At 40.7% G+C, this 17,747-nt stretch carries 13 protein-coding genes; 12 read left to right on the forward strand and 1 reads right to left on the reverse strand.

Features of this window, described 5'->3' with window-relative positions:
• Window positions 1–32: 32 nt before the first annotated feature.
• The 9 genes from RI844_RS02460 (at window position 33) to RI844_RS02500 (ending at window position 8,849) form a co-directional block, all read left to right on the forward strand.
• Window positions 33–935, forward strand: coding sequence for a LysR family transcriptional regulator (locus tag RI844_RS02460; protein WP_348396889.1), 903 nt, complete (start codon window positions 33–35; stop codon window positions 933–935).
• Window positions 936–990: 55 nt separating this feature from the next.
• Window positions 991–2,370: an ATP-binding cassette domain-containing protein gene (locus tag RI844_RS02465; RefSeq protein WP_348396890.1), complete on the forward strand. Its 1,380-nt coding sequence runs from the start codon at window positions 991–993 to the stop codon at window positions 2,368–2,370.
• Window positions 2,371–2,833: 463 nt separating this feature from the next.
• Entirely contained in the window at window positions 2,834–3,139 is a 306-nt protein-coding gene (locus RI844_RS02470) for a UxaA family hydrolase (protein WP_348396891.1), read from the forward strand.
• Window positions 3,136–4,326: a UxaA family hydrolase gene (locus RI844_RS02475; protein ID WP_348396892.1), complete on the forward strand. Its 1,191-nt coding sequence runs from the start codon at window positions 3,136–3,138 to the stop codon at window positions 4,324–4,326. The genes RI844_RS02470 and RI844_RS02475 overlap by 4 nt, the downstream gene beginning before the upstream one ends.
• 26 nt (window positions 4,327–4,352) lie before the next feature.
• Entirely contained in the window at window positions 4,353–5,390 is a 1,038-nt protein-coding gene (locus RI844_RS02480; RefSeq protein WP_348396893.1) for an aldo/keto reductase, read from the forward strand.
• 3 nt (window positions 5,391–5,393) lie between these two features.
• The gene (locus RI844_RS02485; RefSeq protein WP_348396894.1) at window positions 5,394–6,230 is read left to right on the forward strand and encodes an amidohydrolase family protein; all 837 of its coding nucleotides are present in this window, start codon (window positions 5,394–5,396) and stop codon (window positions 6,228–6,230) included.
• A gap of 18 nt (window positions 6,231–6,248) precedes the next feature.
• On the forward strand, window positions 6,249–7,025 hold the full coding sequence (locus RI844_RS02490) for an SDR family NAD(P)-dependent oxidoreductase (protein WP_348396895.1): 777 nt from the start codon (window positions 6,249–6,251) through the stop codon (window positions 7,023–7,025).
• A gap of 46 nt (window positions 7,026–7,071) precedes the next feature.
• The gene (gene fucP / locus RI844_RS02495) at window positions 7,072–8,460 is read left to right on the forward strand and encodes an L-fucose:H+ symporter permease (RefSeq protein ID WP_348396896.1); all 1,389 of its coding nucleotides are present in this window, start codon (window positions 7,072–7,074) and stop codon (window positions 8,458–8,460) included.
• 47 nt (window positions 8,461–8,507) lie between these two features.
• Window positions 8,508–8,849, forward strand: coding sequence for an L-rhamnose mutarotase (locus RI844_RS02500; protein WP_348396897.1), 342 nt, complete (start codon window positions 8,508–8,510; stop codon window positions 8,847–8,849).
• Between the two features lie 322 nt (window positions 8,850–9,171).
• Here RI844_RS02500 and RI844_RS02505 read toward each other — a convergent pair whose 3' ends face one another.
• Window positions 9,172–10,077 (reverse strand): GntR family transcriptional regulator, encoded by a 906-nt coding sequence (locus RI844_RS02505; RefSeq protein WP_348396898.1) that lies wholly within the window; start codon window positions 10,075–10,077, stop codon window positions 9,172–9,174.
• A gap of 653 nt (window positions 10,078–10,730) precedes the next feature.
• Between RI844_RS02505 and RI844_RS02510 the strand changes: the two genes are divergently transcribed.
• The 3 genes from RI844_RS02510 to RI844_RS02520 all read left to right on the forward strand — a co-directional run bounded on the left by RI844_RS02510 (window position 10,731) and on the right by RI844_RS02520 (window position 17,674).
• A complete protein-coding gene (locus RI844_RS02510) occupies window positions 10,731–13,865 on the forward strand; it encodes a TonB-dependent receptor (RefSeq protein ID WP_348396899.1) in 3,135 nt (1,044 codons plus the stop codon).
• A 111-nt stretch (window positions 13,866–13,976) separates the two neighbouring features.
• Complete coding sequence (locus RI844_RS02515) at window positions 13,977–17,018, forward strand: hypothetical protein (protein WP_348396900.1); 3,042 nt, start codon at window positions 13,977–13,979, stop codon at window positions 17,016–17,018.
• On the forward strand, window positions 17,018–17,674 hold the full coding sequence (locus tag RI844_RS02520) for an outer membrane beta-barrel protein (protein WP_348396901.1): 657 nt from the start codon (window positions 17,018–17,020) through the stop codon (window positions 17,672–17,674). The genes RI844_RS02515 and RI844_RS02520 overlap by 1 nt, the downstream gene beginning before the upstream one ends.
• The last annotated feature ends 73 nt before the right edge of the window (window positions 17,675–17,747 follow it).

Here is a 17,747-nt window from a genome sequence, read left to right on the forward strand (position 1 = left end):
TTAATTTATTGTTTCCAAAAAGGTTGTAATATATGTCGAGTGTCGCTGATTTATCTTTTTTTGCCTTAGTGGTTGAAGCAAATTCATTTAACAAAGCTGCGAAAGTCGCTGGATTATCTACACCTGCATTGAGCAAAAAAATCAGTAAATTAGAAAGCGAACTCGGGGTACAACTGCTGCATCGTACTACTCGTCGATTAAGCCTGACTGAAGCCGGTGAAACTCTTTATCAACATGCAGCCACAATTAACAAGCAAGTTACTGAGGCCATAGGGTCGGTGAGTCATTACAGTGAACAGTTAAGTGGTAATATTAAAATTAGCGTGCCGACAATTTCTGGGGAATTGTTTTTGGCGGAGTGTATTGCTGAGTTTTGCCAGCAATATCCAGAAATTAATATTGATGTGCGCTTAGAAAATGAGTTTGTTGATTTAGTTAAAGAAGGATTGGACCTTGCTGTGCGCACTGGCATATTAGAAGATTCCAGTTTGATCGCCAAACCATTAATTGAATCGCATTGGGTCGTTTGTTGTGCGCCAAAATACATTAAACAACATGGCCAACCCGACACCGTAGCTGATTTAGTTAACCACAACTGCTTAGCGTATACCTATCAAGCCAAAGGCGCCAATGACTGGCGTTTCAGTCATAATGGCAAAGCCGAAAGTGTGAAAGTGTCAGGTACATTTGCCACGAATAATTCGCAAGCACTGCGCAAAGCTGCCTTGGCTGGTTATGGTATTGCCTATGTTCCAAGATGTAGCGTGTATGAAGACATTGAAAAGGGTGATTTATCGGTACTTTTATCTGGTTATCAAGCGCGCTCTTTAGGTGTATATGCGGTGTATCCTTATACTCGTTATTTGCCAACTAAAATTCGCTTACTGATAGAACATATCAAACAAGGCTATGAACAACGTCAACACTACTTTTAATCATTAATGTTATCTCGAATGTTAACAATCGCTCCTTCATAACAGTGGAAATCTCATGCTAGATATTATTGATCTTAAACACCCAAAACTGTCCATTAAAAAATGGCAAATAGATATTCATGAAAGTTGGTGTGTACTGGGGCGAAATGGCTCTGGAAAACAATATTTGGATCAACTCTTATCTGGTAACTTAGTACCAGAAAGCGCACAAACCTTAACATTGCCTACAGCAGATAAAGTTGCGGTTGTTTCTTTTGAAACCCAACAAGCTGTTTATGAACATGAATTAAAAATTGAAGCCACCGACTTTATTGATGCACAAGACATTGGCACAAAGGCCAAAGAATTTTTGCCAGCAGATAAACTTGAACATCCATTAATTGCCGAGCTTGGATTGAGTCATCGACTTGAATGCGGCTATCGACAATTAAGCACCGGTGAAGGACGAAAATTATTAATATTACAAGCAATATTTGCCGGAGCAGAACTATTAATTTGTGATAACCCATTCGATAGTCTGGACCATCATTCGTGTATTGCTTTATCAGCTACGCTTGCACGTTTGGCTAACACTAATGTCAATGTATTATTATTACTGAGCAATCGTCTTGATATCCCCAACTGGTGCCAGAGTATTGCTTTTATTGAGCGTGGCCAGTTTAGTGTTATTGGCAAAACTGATAATGCAGAAACCAAACGACAACTCGACATATTGCTAACACCAGAGCCAGATAACATAACCTGGCCAGACAATTATCTGCACCTTTGTGACTACCCGCATCCGTACTTGGTTAAACTTAATAAGGGAAGAGTAAGTTACAGTGGCAAAGCAATATTAAATGATTTAGATCTGGCAATTGCACCACTGCAACATACCTTAATTACCGGCGCTAATGGCAGTGGTAAATCAACATTATTGCAATTAATCACTGGTGACTGTACTCAATGTTATAACAATGATCTTGACGTACTTGGTTTTAAGAGAGGCACGGGAGAGACTATTTGGGATTTGAAAAAACAGATGGGTATTGTCAGTGCAGATTTACATCGACAATATAGAGTGAGCGGCGATCTGTTAACCGTAGTTACCTCTGGTTTTTATGATTCCATTGGCCTGTATCAACAACCAGAAAAATATAAAGTGAACATTGCTCGTCAGTGGTTAGAAAAAGTGGGTTTACTTGAGCAGCAATACACCCCGTTTCGTAGTTTGAGTTATGGTGAACAACGCTTGGTATTAATTGCCAGAGCTTTAGTGAAAGCGCCTTATTTACTGATATTAGATGAACCCACGCAAGGACTGGATGAACTCAATCGCTATCGGTTGCTTAACTTCCTCGCGCACTTAGAGCAACAACACCACAGTACCATTGTATTAGTTAGTCATCGTGAAGATGAATTTTTGCCTATATTTAAACAACACATTGAACTGTGATAGCCCACTTAACCCAGTTTTTAGGTAAAGCAGAACAATCGTTCTGCTAATTGAATTCAAGCTCAAACAAGATTAAACAATTCTTCTGTCCTTTAACCGTTCCTATTTTTGCTGAGCCTATAGGGAAAAATTTTATATACTATTATTCATCTATTCTACTGTACTACTCCTTTAATACAGATAACTTCTGTTGTCATTCATACCTTCTTTAGGTTGAGTTTTGTGATTTTTACAAGGGATTAATGTCATATAATTCAAAGTATTACATGTTACAAAATACACTGCTGTATATCTACATATAAAAGTACATAAATAGATTGACTAAACTTCTATTTAGTGATTAAATTAAATGGTCAGGTATTTTATATATAATAACTATAAGGCCTCGTTGAAAAAGTGGCTATGCATTAGCATTGAAGCAAGGTATAGCCAGAAATATTTATATTAGTAAGGACAGTCAAAGATGATTGATAAACGTTTTGTCTTGTTAAGCAAAGAAGATAATGTATTTGTGTGTGCCGGCCAAGTGCTGGCTGACGAGTCGATATGCCTGGAAGGGACAACAGTTACCCTGAATGTTGACATCAATGTTGGCCATAAAATTGCCCGCAAGGCGATTGCCAAGGGTGAAAAAATCATCAAGTATGGCGCATCAATTGGCTCTGCAAAGCAAGCAATTGCGTTTGGTGAACATGTTCATCTGCATAATATGAAAAGTGATTATATCGCCAGTCACACCCGTGCCAGCAAAGTGGGAGAAGTTTCATGAGAGGTTATTTAAGACCTGATGGCCGTAAGGGAATTCGTAATATTATTCTTGTTACCTATTTAGTTGAGTGTGCGCATCATGTCGCCAGAGCTATTGTTACCAAGAGTAATTCAGACAATGTACAGCTTGTTGGTTTTCCTGGGTGTTATCCCAATCAATATTCGTTAAAAATTATGGAAGGCCTTTGTACCCACCCTAATGTTGCGGGGGTGGTGTTGGTTTCTTTAGGTTGTGAAGGTTTCAATCGAGAACAATTAAGTAAAACCATTAAAGCCAGCGGCAGGCCGGTGGAAACGTTAATAATTCAAGAATCTGGTGGTACTAAACAAACCATCAATTCAGGTATAGATAAAGTAAGTACGCTGCTTGAAGCTGCGAAAAGCATACCTTTGGTAGACATGGATACCAGTGAACTCGTTATTGGCACAATATGTGGTGGCTCTGACGGCACCAGTGGTATTAGTGCCAATCCTGCGGTAGGGCATTGTTTCGATCAGTTAATCGCTGAAGATGCGACCTGTATCTTTGAAGAAACCGGTGAATTAATCGGCTGTGAGCAAATCATGGCAGAACGTGCTATCACTCCTGAGCTCGGCGAAGAAATCGTAAACTCAGTGGCCAAAGCGGAAAATTATTATACGGTGATGGGCTACGGCAGCTTTGCTCCTGGTAATGCGGAGGGCGGGTTATCTACGCAAGAAGAAAAATCAATGGGCGCCTATGCTAAATCGGGGGCCTCAAAAATTCACGGTTTAATTAAACCAGGGGACATTCCTAATCAAAAGGGCTTATACCTGATGGACGTGGTGCCAGATGGTGACCCACTCTATGGTTTCCCAAATATTGTTGATAGCGCCGAAATTATTGAAATGATTGCCTCTGGCTCACACATAATCTTATTTACCACTGGCCGAGGCTCTGTGGTTGGTTCAGCCATCTCGCCGGTGATCAAGGTTTGTGCAAACCCTGAAACCTATAACAAATTGGCCGATGATATGGATGTTAACGCTGGTAAGGTGATTAATGGTGAAGCAACAGTACAACAAGTTGGTCGTGAAATTTATGACTTGGTAAGTCGAGTTGCCGCGGGTGAAAAATCTAAATCGGAAGATTTAGGCCACCAAGAGTTTGTGATCACTTATAAACAATTTGAAGGTCTTGGGCCTAATTGTTTGCCAGTTAGATAAGCTGAATTAAAAAAGAGCAGAACGAAATGTTATTAAAGAAAAGACAAATTGGCCAAACTGATTTACACGTTACCGAGTTAGGTTTTGGCGCTGCAACCCTGGGCAATCTATATCGCCGTATGACCGATGAGAATGCCCAGGCTGCAATAGAAAAAGCATTGGAGTTAGGATTAAATCAGTTTGATACGGCTCCTTATTATGGCTTTGGTTTGAGTGAACGCCGTGTTGGTGACGCGCTTCGAGAAGTAAACCCGAACGATTTTATTGTCTCCACCAAAGTTGGCCGCATTTTAAAACCGTGTGCACAAGCCGAAGACAAGTACGGCTTTTGCTCACCAATGCCGTTTGAGCCAGAGTACGATTATTCTTATGATGGGATCATGCGTTCATTTGAACACAGTTTACAGCGTCTTGGTTTATCTAAAATTGATATTCTATATATGCATGACATCGGTCGGGCTACCCATGGCGACGACCATGATCGTTTGTTTAAAATTGCAATGGAAGGTGGCTATAAAGCCATGGATGAGTTGCGTTCGCAAGGCTTAGTATCAGCTATAGGTCTTGGCGTGAACGAATATGAAGTGTGTGAGCAGGCTATGGAACATGGTCAATTTGACTGTTTTCTGTTAGCCGGTAGGTATACGTTATTAGAGCAAAAAGCATTAGAAAGCTTTTTACCACGATGTTTAAAAGAAAATACCTCTATTGTGTTAGGCGGTCCTTACAATTCAGGTATTTTGGCAACGGGTACTCGTCGTGCGGGTGTAGAGCCGTATTACAATTACGAGCCAGCCTCAGCAAGTATCATAAGCACAGTCGCTAAGATTGAAGATATTTGTGAGCAATTCAACATTCCTCTGGCTGCTGCGGCTCTGCAATTTCCATTAGCTCATCCTGCGGTTGTCAGCGTGATTCCAGGGCTGAGTTCGGCCGGAAGAGTTGAATCAACGGTGCAGCAAATGCAATTGCAGATCCCAGCAGAATTCTGGCAGTGTTTACAAAGTGCTGGTTTGCTTTACCCCGATGTGCCCGTACCGGCGACTGAACAGGTAGCGGTTTAGGTTATGACTCGTATCGATTCGCATCAGCATTTTTGGCAATTATCACGCGGTGATTATACTTGGCTTACCCCTGAGCTTGAAACTTTATATCGTGATTTTTTGCCAACGGATCTTCGTCCACTTTTAAACCAAGCTAACGTCGAAAGTTCAGTGTTAGTGCAAGCGGCAGCAAGTACTGCAGAAACAGAATTTATGTTACAACTTGCAGAGCAAACAGAGTATGTCGCCGGTGTAGTCGGTTGGATCGATATGGAAAGTGATGATGCTTTAGCTGACTTGGAAAATCTCCAACAGAATCCATACTTCAAAGGCATTCGGCCAATGGTCCAGGATATCGAAGAACCACTATGGATGCTAAAAGAAGAGCTGGCACCAGTGTTCGAGGCCTTGATTGACAAAGACTTAAGTTTTGATGCACTGGTTACGCCAATTCATTTGGATGCCCTGTATATTTTATTGCAACGTTATCCTAAGTTGCGGGTTGTTATCGATCATGGTGCCAAACCCGATATTGCCAGCAATACTTCCCCATACTGGTATGAAAAAATGGCTTTGATTGCCAAGGATACCTCTGCGTTTTGTAAAATTTCCGGTTTGGTGACTGAAGCTGGTCAAAATCCAAGCTTTGAGCAAGTTGCACCTTATATGGAACATCTCCTACGTTGCTTTGGTGCTGAACGATTAATGTGGGGTAGCGACTGGCCAGTATTGAATTTAAGCAGTAATTATCCTGATTGGACAAACCATCTGGAGAGATTTCTTCAGCCATTAAAAGATGACGATAAACAAGCGATTTGGGCCAATAGTGCCAAAATATTCTATCGACTTGAACATAATTAAACAAATAAAGGTTTTAACATGAGTAAAAAATTTGCAGGCAAAGTTGCCTTGGTTACCGGTGGTGGTAGCGGTATTGGCTTAAGTACCTGTCTTAAATTGGCAGAGCAGGGCGCTCACGTATTGATAGTTGATTTAGACCTAGCTGCTGCGCAAAATGCGCAAGACTTGATCAGCAAACAGAACGGCGAAGCTACAGCGATACAATGTAACATTGCTAACGGCAAACAAGTGAATGACGTTGTTGCGCAAATTCAGCAAAACTATAACGTTGATATCTTAATCAATAATGCTGGTATTGCGCATGTAGGTAACATCGAAAATACCTCAGAAGACGATTTAGACCGACTGTATAATGTCAATATCAAGGGCGTGTATAATTTTATGTCGGCGTTAATCCCTTTGATGAAAGAACGTAAAAACGGTGTGATCTTAAACTTGGCTTCGGTCGCATCTTCTGTTGGTATCGCCGACCGCTTTGCTTATTCAATGACTAAAGGCGCGGTTCTAACCATGACCTATTCGGTTGCTAAAGATTATATTAATGACGGCATTCGCTGTAATTGTATTGCACCAGGTCGTGTTCACACACCGTTTGTTGATAACTTTTTAGAAAAAAATTACCCCGACAACAAAGCGCAAATGTTTGAGAACTTATCTAAAAGTCAACCAATTGGACGCATGGGTAAAGTAGAAGAAATTTCCGCTTTAATTGTTTACTTATGCTCCGACGAAGCGGCATTTATTACCGGTTCGAACTTCCCAATTGATGGCGGTTTTGTAACTTTAAACAACTAACAATTTAAAATAATAAAAACAAATAACTATTACAAAAAGGTTTTTTATGACTAAGCAATTTGTATCAGCAAATGGAAGCGATGAGAGTGCTATAAACACTTTTACGGTAAATACAAGTCCCGAATTGATCCCTAAAGCCTATATCATTTCATTTATTTTAATCACATTATGTTTTCCTCTGTGGGGCTTTGCTAATGATATCACTAACCCTTTAGTGAAAGCGTTTTCAAAAGTGCTGCAAATGTCGGCTACAGAAGGTACTTGGGTACAAGTTGCTTTTTATGGTGGCTATGGTGCTATGGCAATTCCAGCTGCATTGTTTATTAAAAAATTCTCGTATAAAGCCGGATTAATAACCGGACTTGGTTTTTATGCATTGGGCGCCTTGCTTTTCCTCCCCGCAGCAGGCGCACAATCTTTTGCCGCATTTTTACTGGCATTTTTTGTCATGACTTGTGGTTTATCATTTCTTGAAACCAGTGCCAATCCTTACATACTGTCTATGGGGCCTGCTGCTACGGCAACTCAGCGACTAAATTTAGCGCAAGCGTTCAACCCTGTTGGTTCATTATTGGGGATGTTTGTGGCAACACAGTTTATTATCCAAAAATTAAATCCTAGCTCAGATGCCGAACGTCGCGCCTTGCTTAGTGATGGTTCGCCTGAAGCGTTAGAGCAACTTTCTGCGATTACTGCAAATGATTTAGAGGTGATTCGTGATCCTTACCTGGCTATTGGTGTTGTGGTTTTATTAGTGTTGCTGATAATTGCATTTAAAAAAATGCCGGTAACAGAAGAAAAGTCCAGCAACTTAGATGTTAAAGGTACGTTTAAACGGTTATTGGCGAATCAAAATTACCGCGAAGGTGTGATCGCGCAAATGTTTTATGTAGGCGCACAAATTATGTGTTGGACCTTTATTATTCATTACGGTACTGAAGTGTTTATGAAGCTCGGCATGAGCGAACAAGCGGCCGAAGCGAAATCGCAAATGTTTAATATATATGCGATGGTCATTTTCTGTTTAAGCCGATTTGTTTGTACCTTTTTGTTGAAATATATTAATCCGGGAAAGTTGCTCATGGTGTTGGCTGCTGGTGGCATGACCTTTACCATGGCGACAATTTTTCTTGATGGTGTTGCCGGCATGTACGCGCTTGTTGGTATTTCTGCCTGTATGTCGTTAATGTTTCCAACCATTTATGGTATTGCCTTAACGGGTACCGGTGATGACGCTAAATTAGGTGCAGCAGGATTAATTATGGCCATCGTTGGTGGTACCTTCTTGCCAATGGCGCAGGCGTCAATTATTGATATGAACGTGGTTTTTGACAGTTTCTCGGCGACTAAAGCATCATTCGTATTGCCATTGTTGTGTTTTGTGGTCATTGCTATTTATGGCAAACGTGCACAACGCAATTTACCGTCGGCTTAATAATTTACGCTCTGTAAAGGGCGTACTACTTTTTGGAGTACCGTGAGATGACCACTCGCCATTGCTTTGCCTTAGACTTAAAAGACGATGCTGAGCTGATTGAGCAGTACAAGGCTTATCATAGCCCAAATGGGGTATGGCCTGAAATCGTCGACAGCATTCGCGTCGCCGGCATTGAACACTTGGATATTTACCTTGTTGGTAATCGCCTGTTCATGATCATGGAGGTAGATGACAGTTTTTCATTTGCCGCCAAAACGCAAGCCGATAACAGCAATGCAAAAGTAATTGCCTGGGAAGAGTTAATGTGGAAATTTCAACAACAACTGCCTTGGGCAAAAGATAACGAAAAATGGCTATTAATGGAGAATATTTTCTCTCTGGCCTAGTTAATAGCATGGTTTCAGTACAGTTTATTTGTAAAGTTTATATTAAAGTTCCCAACCTATAGCGGCCATGTAATGCTTGCATGGCTGCTATTCCCCTACACTTTAATATAACTAAATAATGTTTTTGCAGCAGTACATGCTTTGAAAAAATAATATAAAAGTTCCCAATCAATAGTGGTCATGTGAGGTTTGCATGGCCGCTATTTCTTTTTTACTAACATAAGGGGCATGTTTAGTGCTTCACTAGTTTGTTGACCCCTCATATATCTTTTATGGTATTAAAATAATGCAACACACCATTTTTATAGGTAAATATTTATCCTTAGTTTTCTAAACCATGCACACAGCGAAGCAGAGTAGTTTCAGCCGTTTGCAAATGTTTTTCCAAACTCATGATAGAACCAGCAGTATTGTGCGTAACCAGGTTGTTTAACAAGTCTATATGCTCATTAATTGCAACTGTGAAGCGTTCCAGTTCACCGGTTTTATCCCATTGGTAATGGTAATGACAAACAAATGAGACAATATCGAAAAACTGACTGGTAAATCGGTTTTTCGTACTTTTTTGAATGGTAAAGTGTAATTCTCGGTCTAAATCCGCAAATTCAAGATAGCGATTTTCCATATCGGCTTGAACTTCTTCATGTTTGGCCAATAGCTCTCGCAGTTCTTGCCAAACGGCATGTTCCTTTGGCAGCTTTAATAATTCAGTAATGGCGCGCATTTCCACCATTTCTCGAAACGATATCAATTCCCGGGCAAATTCTTCATCAAACTTGACCATTTTCCAACGACCACGGGGTATTTTTTCTATCAAGCCGTTGTTTGAAAATTTGATTAAAAATTCACGCACCGTAATTGTGGTACAACCGGAACTCTTGGCCAAACTTAATTCCGAAAACCTGTCGCCAGGTAATAATTTGCCGGTATGAATAAGGTTGAGAAAATACTTTTCTATTTGTACATCTTTGGTCGAGTTTTTATTTTCGATATTATAATAATCTGTTGCTACTGGCTGACGTAATACAACTTTATTCGGACCATCTCTTTTAATGATGCCAGCTTCGCATAAATGCTCAACACAAACCCTAACAGTGGTACGGCTGATGCTTAACAGCTTAGTTAATTCAATATCATTAGGCATAATATCTACACCATCTGGTAAGTCGACGATAAGCTTAAGCATACTGTTTATGGATTGTTTAAATAGGTAGGTTTTTTTACTCACGTTTGATCCTTCAGCTGTAGTTATTTTGGAATAAAATCAATCTAAAATAGGTTGGACTGGTTTTTTTATAATTAATCATACCAGAGATTCTGCAGTAATAGTATGGCATATATAATTTACTGTATTTTTTATGGTTAGGAGACAGAGAGCTACCTTATCAATTCAAATAATTACTCCTCTGCAAAAAAGAGCGAGGCTGGAGAAACATTTTAAATGTAATCCAATCAAGTTCAGGTTGTCTTCAGGTTACTCCGCTTTAATGAGTTATTTATTTTTTAATTGTGTAACAGTGCGCACCATAAGCTTTAGTGTCATTATTTATCTTGTTTTTATTATATTTAAAAGGATTGGTTGATTGGGTGTGACACTATGCATGACATTTGACTGAGCAGTATCTTTTAGTATTTAAAATTTATATTATTCAGTTTGAATTGCCTATTCCTACTGCCTGTTACATATTTCGCAAGATTTATACAGATTCTTTACATTTTTCTTTACTTTTAATCTCAGAGTATGTAGCTTGTGTATTATTAAATATAAAAACATTCTGAATCAAGCCTGAATCAAGCCTGAATAATCAGACTGAACAAATGTAGATCGAGATAAGTTAACTTAAGTAAATCGATCATTAAAATTGAAACAGTGGGGGAACAATGAAGCAATTACCTCGAAAGAGAAAAATAGTTATTGCCTGTGCACATGCTATGACATTATTGATTGCACAACAAGCATATTCAGCCGAAGATGCTGTGACTGAAAAAGAGTCAAATAAAGCACTCACCGAAACTTCTGCTAAAGAAGGGGAACTGCAGAGCGGTGTAGAAATTATTGAAGTTACTGGTTATCGCAGTTCACTAGAAAAAGCCTTAGACAAAAAACGTGAAGCCAATGGTGTCATTGATTCCATTATCGCCGAAGACATTGGCAAAATGGCGGATGCTAACGCAGCTGAGGCGATGCAGCGTATTACTGGCGTGTCAATAAATCGCGATGGTGGTGAAGGAACAACCGTAAGTATTCGTGGTTTAGGCCCGGAAATGAATCAGGTGTCAGTGAATGGTCAAACCATAGCTGGTGGCAGTGATGGTGGTGCAGTTAGTTTTGATACTATGTCGGCAGATATGCTTAGTGCCATTGAAATAGTCAAGAGCCCTAGTGCACATACCGAAGAAGGTAGTTTAGGCGGTAAGATAAACTTAAAAACAGTGCGCCCTCTGGACCGCAAGAATCCATCTTTTACCGGCCAAATTAAACAAAGCTATAACGAACTCGCCGATGAAAACGATCCGACATTCCAACTGAATTACATTAATCAGTTTATGGATAGCACTATCGGCGTTGCATTAAATGCAACTTACGAGCGTCGTCGTAGCCGCGCTGACAGAGCATTTACCTATGGCTGGGAAGGAAATCAATTTAGTCATGACACCAGTGGTCGTGCTTATATGAAAGACGACAATGGCACCTTATATCGTCAGGATAAAAACTCAGGGCAAATATTTGATGCTAATGGTGATGCTGTTGAAGGTATCGACCCAAACTCAATAACTGAGCAAGAGCAATTAGGATACCTGCCGACATTTTTAATCTCAGAATACGAAGAGCAAGACCGAATACGTAAAGGTGTGAGTTTTACCCTTGAATATAAGCCTACCGATACCTTCCACACCTATTTAGACTTATCACACACGCAACTTGATACCACACGTGATAAGTCAATGCTAAGACATAGCTATAAACGTGGCGCAAACGGTACTTTTTCTAGTGACGACTTAGGTTTGCATACCGGCGCAGAAATAGATCCAAATTCTGAAACCATTACTCATTTAACCAATATGAAAGGGTCTCGACAATTAATCCTGCAAAAACAAGAAGAGCTAACCGAGACTTCTGTGGCAAGTTTAGGTTTTGATTATGATATTGATACTTGGAATATTTCCGGCCGGATTGGTTATTCATTGACGACACAAGAGTGGCCGAACGATAATCGTTTTAACTTTCAAACCGGCGAAATGCTGCATGGTTACACTTTAGCAAATAATCCACAGCTGCCTGAATATATTTGGGCGAGTAAATATGCTGATGGCGCTGACTTAATTGCTCATCCGCCGACTCATCCTGATAATAACAAAGCATTTGGTGATCAATTAATTGATGGTAACTATTATTTTAGCCCGGCATCAACACACAATACTCTAGGTCAAGTTTGGGAAAATCAGCGTGATCTGGATGATTCAACGTTAACCGCACAGTTGGATTTTACCTACTTACTCGATTCTGACCACTTTTCAGCCGTAGAATTTGGGGTTAAATACACAGACCGCACTACTGAGCGTTATCAAGCTGAGAATCTTCTGAGTCTGTCGGCCAATTTACCATCGATGAAAAACACTGTCTATTTGGATGATGGTGCGTTAGCAACTGACTTTCCAGTAGATGATTTCTTAGAAGGTGAAGGTAGAAGCTCCGGACCAATTCAAGGAGTGGTGGATAGTTGGTCTTTTGGTGATTTCAACCAAATAAACAAAACCGTACTTGCACAATACAATAGCTCTTATAATGAATCGATCACCGATTTATCGAAAATGCCGTGGCAACTTGACTTGCGCAACAGTTATGACGTTGATCAGCAATTCTTAGCGGGTTATATACAGGTTAATGTCGATACCTTAGATGGTCGTTTAGTTGGTGACTTTGGTGTACGTGTGGTACAAACCGAAAATGACTCTTCTGGCTATGGTGGTGGTAAAGTTGACGATGTTGCCTGTACCTATTCTGAAGACCTGTTTGAATTAGAGCAATGTGCAGCACAATTCCAACGGGTGACTGCCGAGCATGAATATACCGAAGTACTACCCTCTGCTAATTTCCGTTATGCATTAACCGATAATTTATTAACACGTGTTACCGCAAGTAAGGCGATGGCGCGACCAACCATCTTTCAAATGGCGCCTTATGTTAAAGAGAATGTCAGTGAAAATGCTCCGGATAACGCGAGTCGTCGCTCTGGCAACCCTTTTCTAGACCCAATGGTGGCCTGGCAATACGATTTAACCATGGAATGGTATTTCCAAAAGGGTGGTATTTTAGCCGGTGGTGTCTTCTATAAAGACATAGATACGTTTATTTATAACCGGACGGATATTGTCGATGAAGTGATGCTTGATGCAGATGACAATGCTTACATAGGTAATTATGGCGATGGCGAGAATCCAGATTTTCGTGAGATCCGTCCATATAAAACTACCCGCCCGGTAAATGGCGAAGGTGCTTCAATAGTTGGTGTTGAAGCCAATTATCAGCAAAGTTTTGTTGCTTTACCTGGTGACTGGGCAGGCTTAGGAGTGGCAGTTAATTATACCTATGCCGATTCAGAAGCCACTTATGTCGGTTCTAATGATCAAGGCGAAGAAGTCGAAGTAGAAACAGCCTTTCAGGGTCAATCAAAGCATACGTACAATGCCAGTGTTTACTGGGAAAAGTACGGCCACTCAATTCGCTTAAGTTATAACTACCGTACCGAATCGTTGTATCAGCCTATTTCATCGACTAAAGATATGATTTGGAGTGACGATTACGGACAACTCGATTTTGCCGCAAGATACAAAATTAATAAAGACTTAAACGTTGGTTTTCAAGCCGTTAATTTAACAGAAGAAGTGCCATACCGGTACCATACCAATGCATGGGATGGTAACCCTGTTGATGACGACGTTTATGAAAATCGCCTAAGTTCGTACACCGTTAACGGTCGAACTTTCCGCTTAACGTTAAATGCTACATTTTGATTATTAGCACGTATTAAGAAAATTCTTAATACGTTAATTTAAGAGATTTGGCGAGTTAACAAGTTAACCGCTAATTAGAACTACATAATTATAAAACGAGGGGAGCCATTAATGAATGCTCACTTATTTAATAAAACAACTAAAATTGCGACCGTGTTATTTTTAGTCTCACAACTAGGGTTGGCTACTGCAGCTGAACCAGTATTTTTGAATAATGCAGTGCAGTTAGAGGACCTTGTTCCTGTAGGTAAACATATAAATGCAGAGATTGAAGATGGCCTTGGTGCCCCCTCTATCGCCGCAGCTATACAACAAGCTATGGTAATAGATAGTAATAATACCGTTTATTCAGCCTATATGGATAAGGCCGATAATAAAGCTTATGTGACCAAATTGGTGAACAATCAATGGCTAGCGGCTTCACCTGTGGATGTCGATGGTGATGCTGAAACGGTAGGCGATGTCTCAGAACAAGAAATGACGGCCAAAGAGCAAACCGCTCAGTTATTTTTAAAAAATCGCTCGTTAGGTTTGGCAATCAGTTCAAATGATGAACCGCACATTGCTTACCCGACTGTTGATGGCCAAATCATGGTAAAAAAACTAGTGTTAGACGTAAACGGCGATGCGACATCCTGGGAATCATTGCCGAGTATTTCGGCAACTGGGGTGCAATATTTACGCTTAGCCTTAGATTCAAAAAATGCACCCTATGTATTGTATGGCAGTAGTGTTAATAATTTGGCGCAGCTTACCTTAGTGAAATTAGAGGGCGATAGCTGGGTTGTTCAGGGAAACTCTGGGGATCAAGCTCGAGAAACGACTAAAGTCATGGTGCAAAATAATGTGATTGAGGCTGGATTTGCCTTGGCGGATGATGTCCCTTATATCGCATTTGACAGTAACCAGGCTGGTCTAACCAAAAACCAGCTTTATGTACAGAAACTGCAAAATGATGCCTGGGTGACTGTAGGCTCGCGTAATATACATAAAGATGTAGGTAACATCCGCGCGGTTGAAATGACAGTGTCTAACGATAATGTTCCGTATGTATTAACCGAGTCTTTTTCACACAGGATGGCCGTGGTTAAATTTACCGGCGAAACCCTCGAAGATGACTGGACTTCAATAGGTCGTGGTATCAATCAAAATTTCCAAACACAAAGTTTCAGTTCGATCCCTGTCGATATTCAAATAAAAGTTGATGCTAGTGGTACACCTTATATTGTGTATCAAGACATTAATTCACGTCCTGAAAGCCGTATTCGGGTGTTACGGTTACAGCCGGCTTTAGTCGATGGGGTGTTACAGGATATTTGGCAAGAAATGGATATATCTGCAGCATCGTTAACCTCCGCCGATACCACTACGCATTCGCATCGCTACAACAATGTAGTATTTGATAAGTACGCTCGCCCTTATGTGGTATATCAAGATGGCGGCACTGGCCATGACAGTAAATCAAGAGTATTGAGAGCCAGTGTTGCTAATAACAGTGCAGCGATGACTTTTTCGGTATTAGAAAATACCCGTTTTGCCGGTCAATTTGACCTTGAAACCGCAGAACTCGGTAATGTATTCGATGACATCACGCTTAGCCTGTCAGGACGAGATAAGGATGCGTTTGACTCTGCGGCATTGACACAAGGACAGTTGTTGTTAAAAGCAGAAGCGGGAGCTCAGTTTACTGTACCTAGTTACGCATTAAATGTTACGGCAACAAACTCATTAAATGAAACCAGCGGTGAAATTCCCGTTATCGTTAATTTCATTCCGAGTGAAGATGAGGATGTTATCAATGCACGACCATTTGCTTTTGAAGTATTTCAATGTGCAACCCCCTGTGATTTAACCCTTAACGAAGGTGAAGAGATATTTTTTGAAGCGATTAAAAGTAAGATTTCTCACTTTGAACTTAGTGGTGAATTACCCGAGGGGGCCAAATTTAACCTTGAAGACCCAAGCGTTGGTTTTACCGGCAATACCAGTTATAAATCTGCAGGTGTTTACCCGATAACCATTACCGCATTTCCTGTTGATTCTGAATCTGATCAAGCGCCGATTGAGTTAAGTTTAGTGATCATCGTTGAAAATGTTGCTATGGCTGTTGAAGTCGCTGATTACAGTATCATTCAAAATGAAATGGTTGATTATATTAATGCGCCGACAGTCGATGCCGCCGTCGAAAGTTTCAGTATCACAGGTAAGCCTGGTTGGGTTGGTGATGAAGGGTTTAATGGGCTCAATGGCGAATTAAAAGGTACGCCAAGTTTTGAAGATGCTGGTGAATATACTGGCATTGTCTCTGCCCACGGTTTCGATGGCGAGTTAATTGAATACCCGTTTTCTATTATTGTCGAGCAGGTTAATTTAGAGCTAAGAGACGAAGCGGAGCAATATCTGCCAGTAGCAGAAAACGGTCCTCACTTTGAAAATGTACTGTTTGAATACGCTCCGGATGTCACTGCCGCTAAGTATTTTACCATTTCAGGCAAGCCTGGCTGGGCTGTGTTTAGCCCTGTTTTAGGCGATGTTACCGGCAAACCAGACTATACCGACTCTGGCGAGTACAGTTTTACCATAACCGCTTTTGGCTTTGATAATGAAGAGCCGCAAGTGACTACAGTTAACCTGACGGTTACTCATACCAATGCGCCGCCAACCATCGCAGCAGTGCCTTCGTTAACAACCATTGTGGATATTCCCACCATGACTTCAGATTATGGAACTCCGGTTTCAATCGATGTAATGCCTTATATCAGCGATGTTGACAGTGCCGAGTATGGTGATGTTGCCAGACTTGTTAGAGATGCCGATGCAGAGCAACTGGAGGAGGGAGTATTACCGTATTCTCATGATGGTTCAGGAATTTTAGAACAAGTGGCTAACGGCTTTATTTATACGCCGAAACTGGGTGACCCGGAGATAGTTACCGTGACTTTCCATGCCACCGATGACAGTACTAAAGCCGTTAAAGTAAATGGTGTTATAGAAGATAAACTGGTTATTACCTCGCAATCATTTGGCATCAAGGTACAGGTTGTGAAAAAAGAATATTTTGAGCAGAGCTCAAGTGGAGGCTCTTGGGGTTGGCTACTGTTTGGCTTGATCTCTATTTTATTTGGCGCTCGTGCAGCAAAGAGGAATTCGTAATGAAAAAAATTATTTCTACAGTGGTTCTGGCAATGTTGATCACAAACTCTGCGTTGGCGGCAAAAAAATCGGTAGATAGTCCCTGGTATATACAAGCCAGTTTTGGTGAAGTGTTTGAAACCGATGCCGAAGAACAAGCGCTTAAGGATTTGAATAAACTCGGTTATACCGTTGAATCAATGTCTTTTGATAACTCTAAAAATAGCTATCAAGTCGAGTTGGGGTATCAGATGAGTGAACATTGGGCAGTGACTGCTGGCTATGTTGACTTTGGTGATACTGATTTTGATGTGCAAATTGACACTCCAAACGCCGACTTGTTGGTTAATGATATCGAAAAAGCTGCACCACGTTTTGGCGACGGCAATACTTTTGGCCTTGTTTATAGCTACAAAGTTATTCCTGAAGTTGTACTTTCACTCGATGGTGGAGTGCTATTTTTGGAAAGCGAATACAATACCCAGGTGAATGTGGGTAGCGATGATGAGCCTGTATTCTATAAACAAACCACAAAAGACAGTTCGGTGCAATGGTACGCCAGTGCCGGCGTCAGCTATTTGTTTGATAAATTAGAAGTGGGTGTTTATTACCGCTACTACGACATAGATCATGTCAATTCACAATGGCTTGGTGCCCGCCTTGGCTATCACTTCTAAATTCAATTTTATCTATGCTGGCAAAACCTGCCAGCAGTTATTGTTTAAACATTAACTTAGCCAGACTCACCAT

It is taken from the genome of Thalassotalea fonticola, assembly GCF_032911225.1.
Lineage (GTDB): Bacteria > Pseudomonadota > Gammaproteobacteria > Enterobacterales > Alteromonadaceae > Thalassotalea_A > Thalassotalea_A fonticola.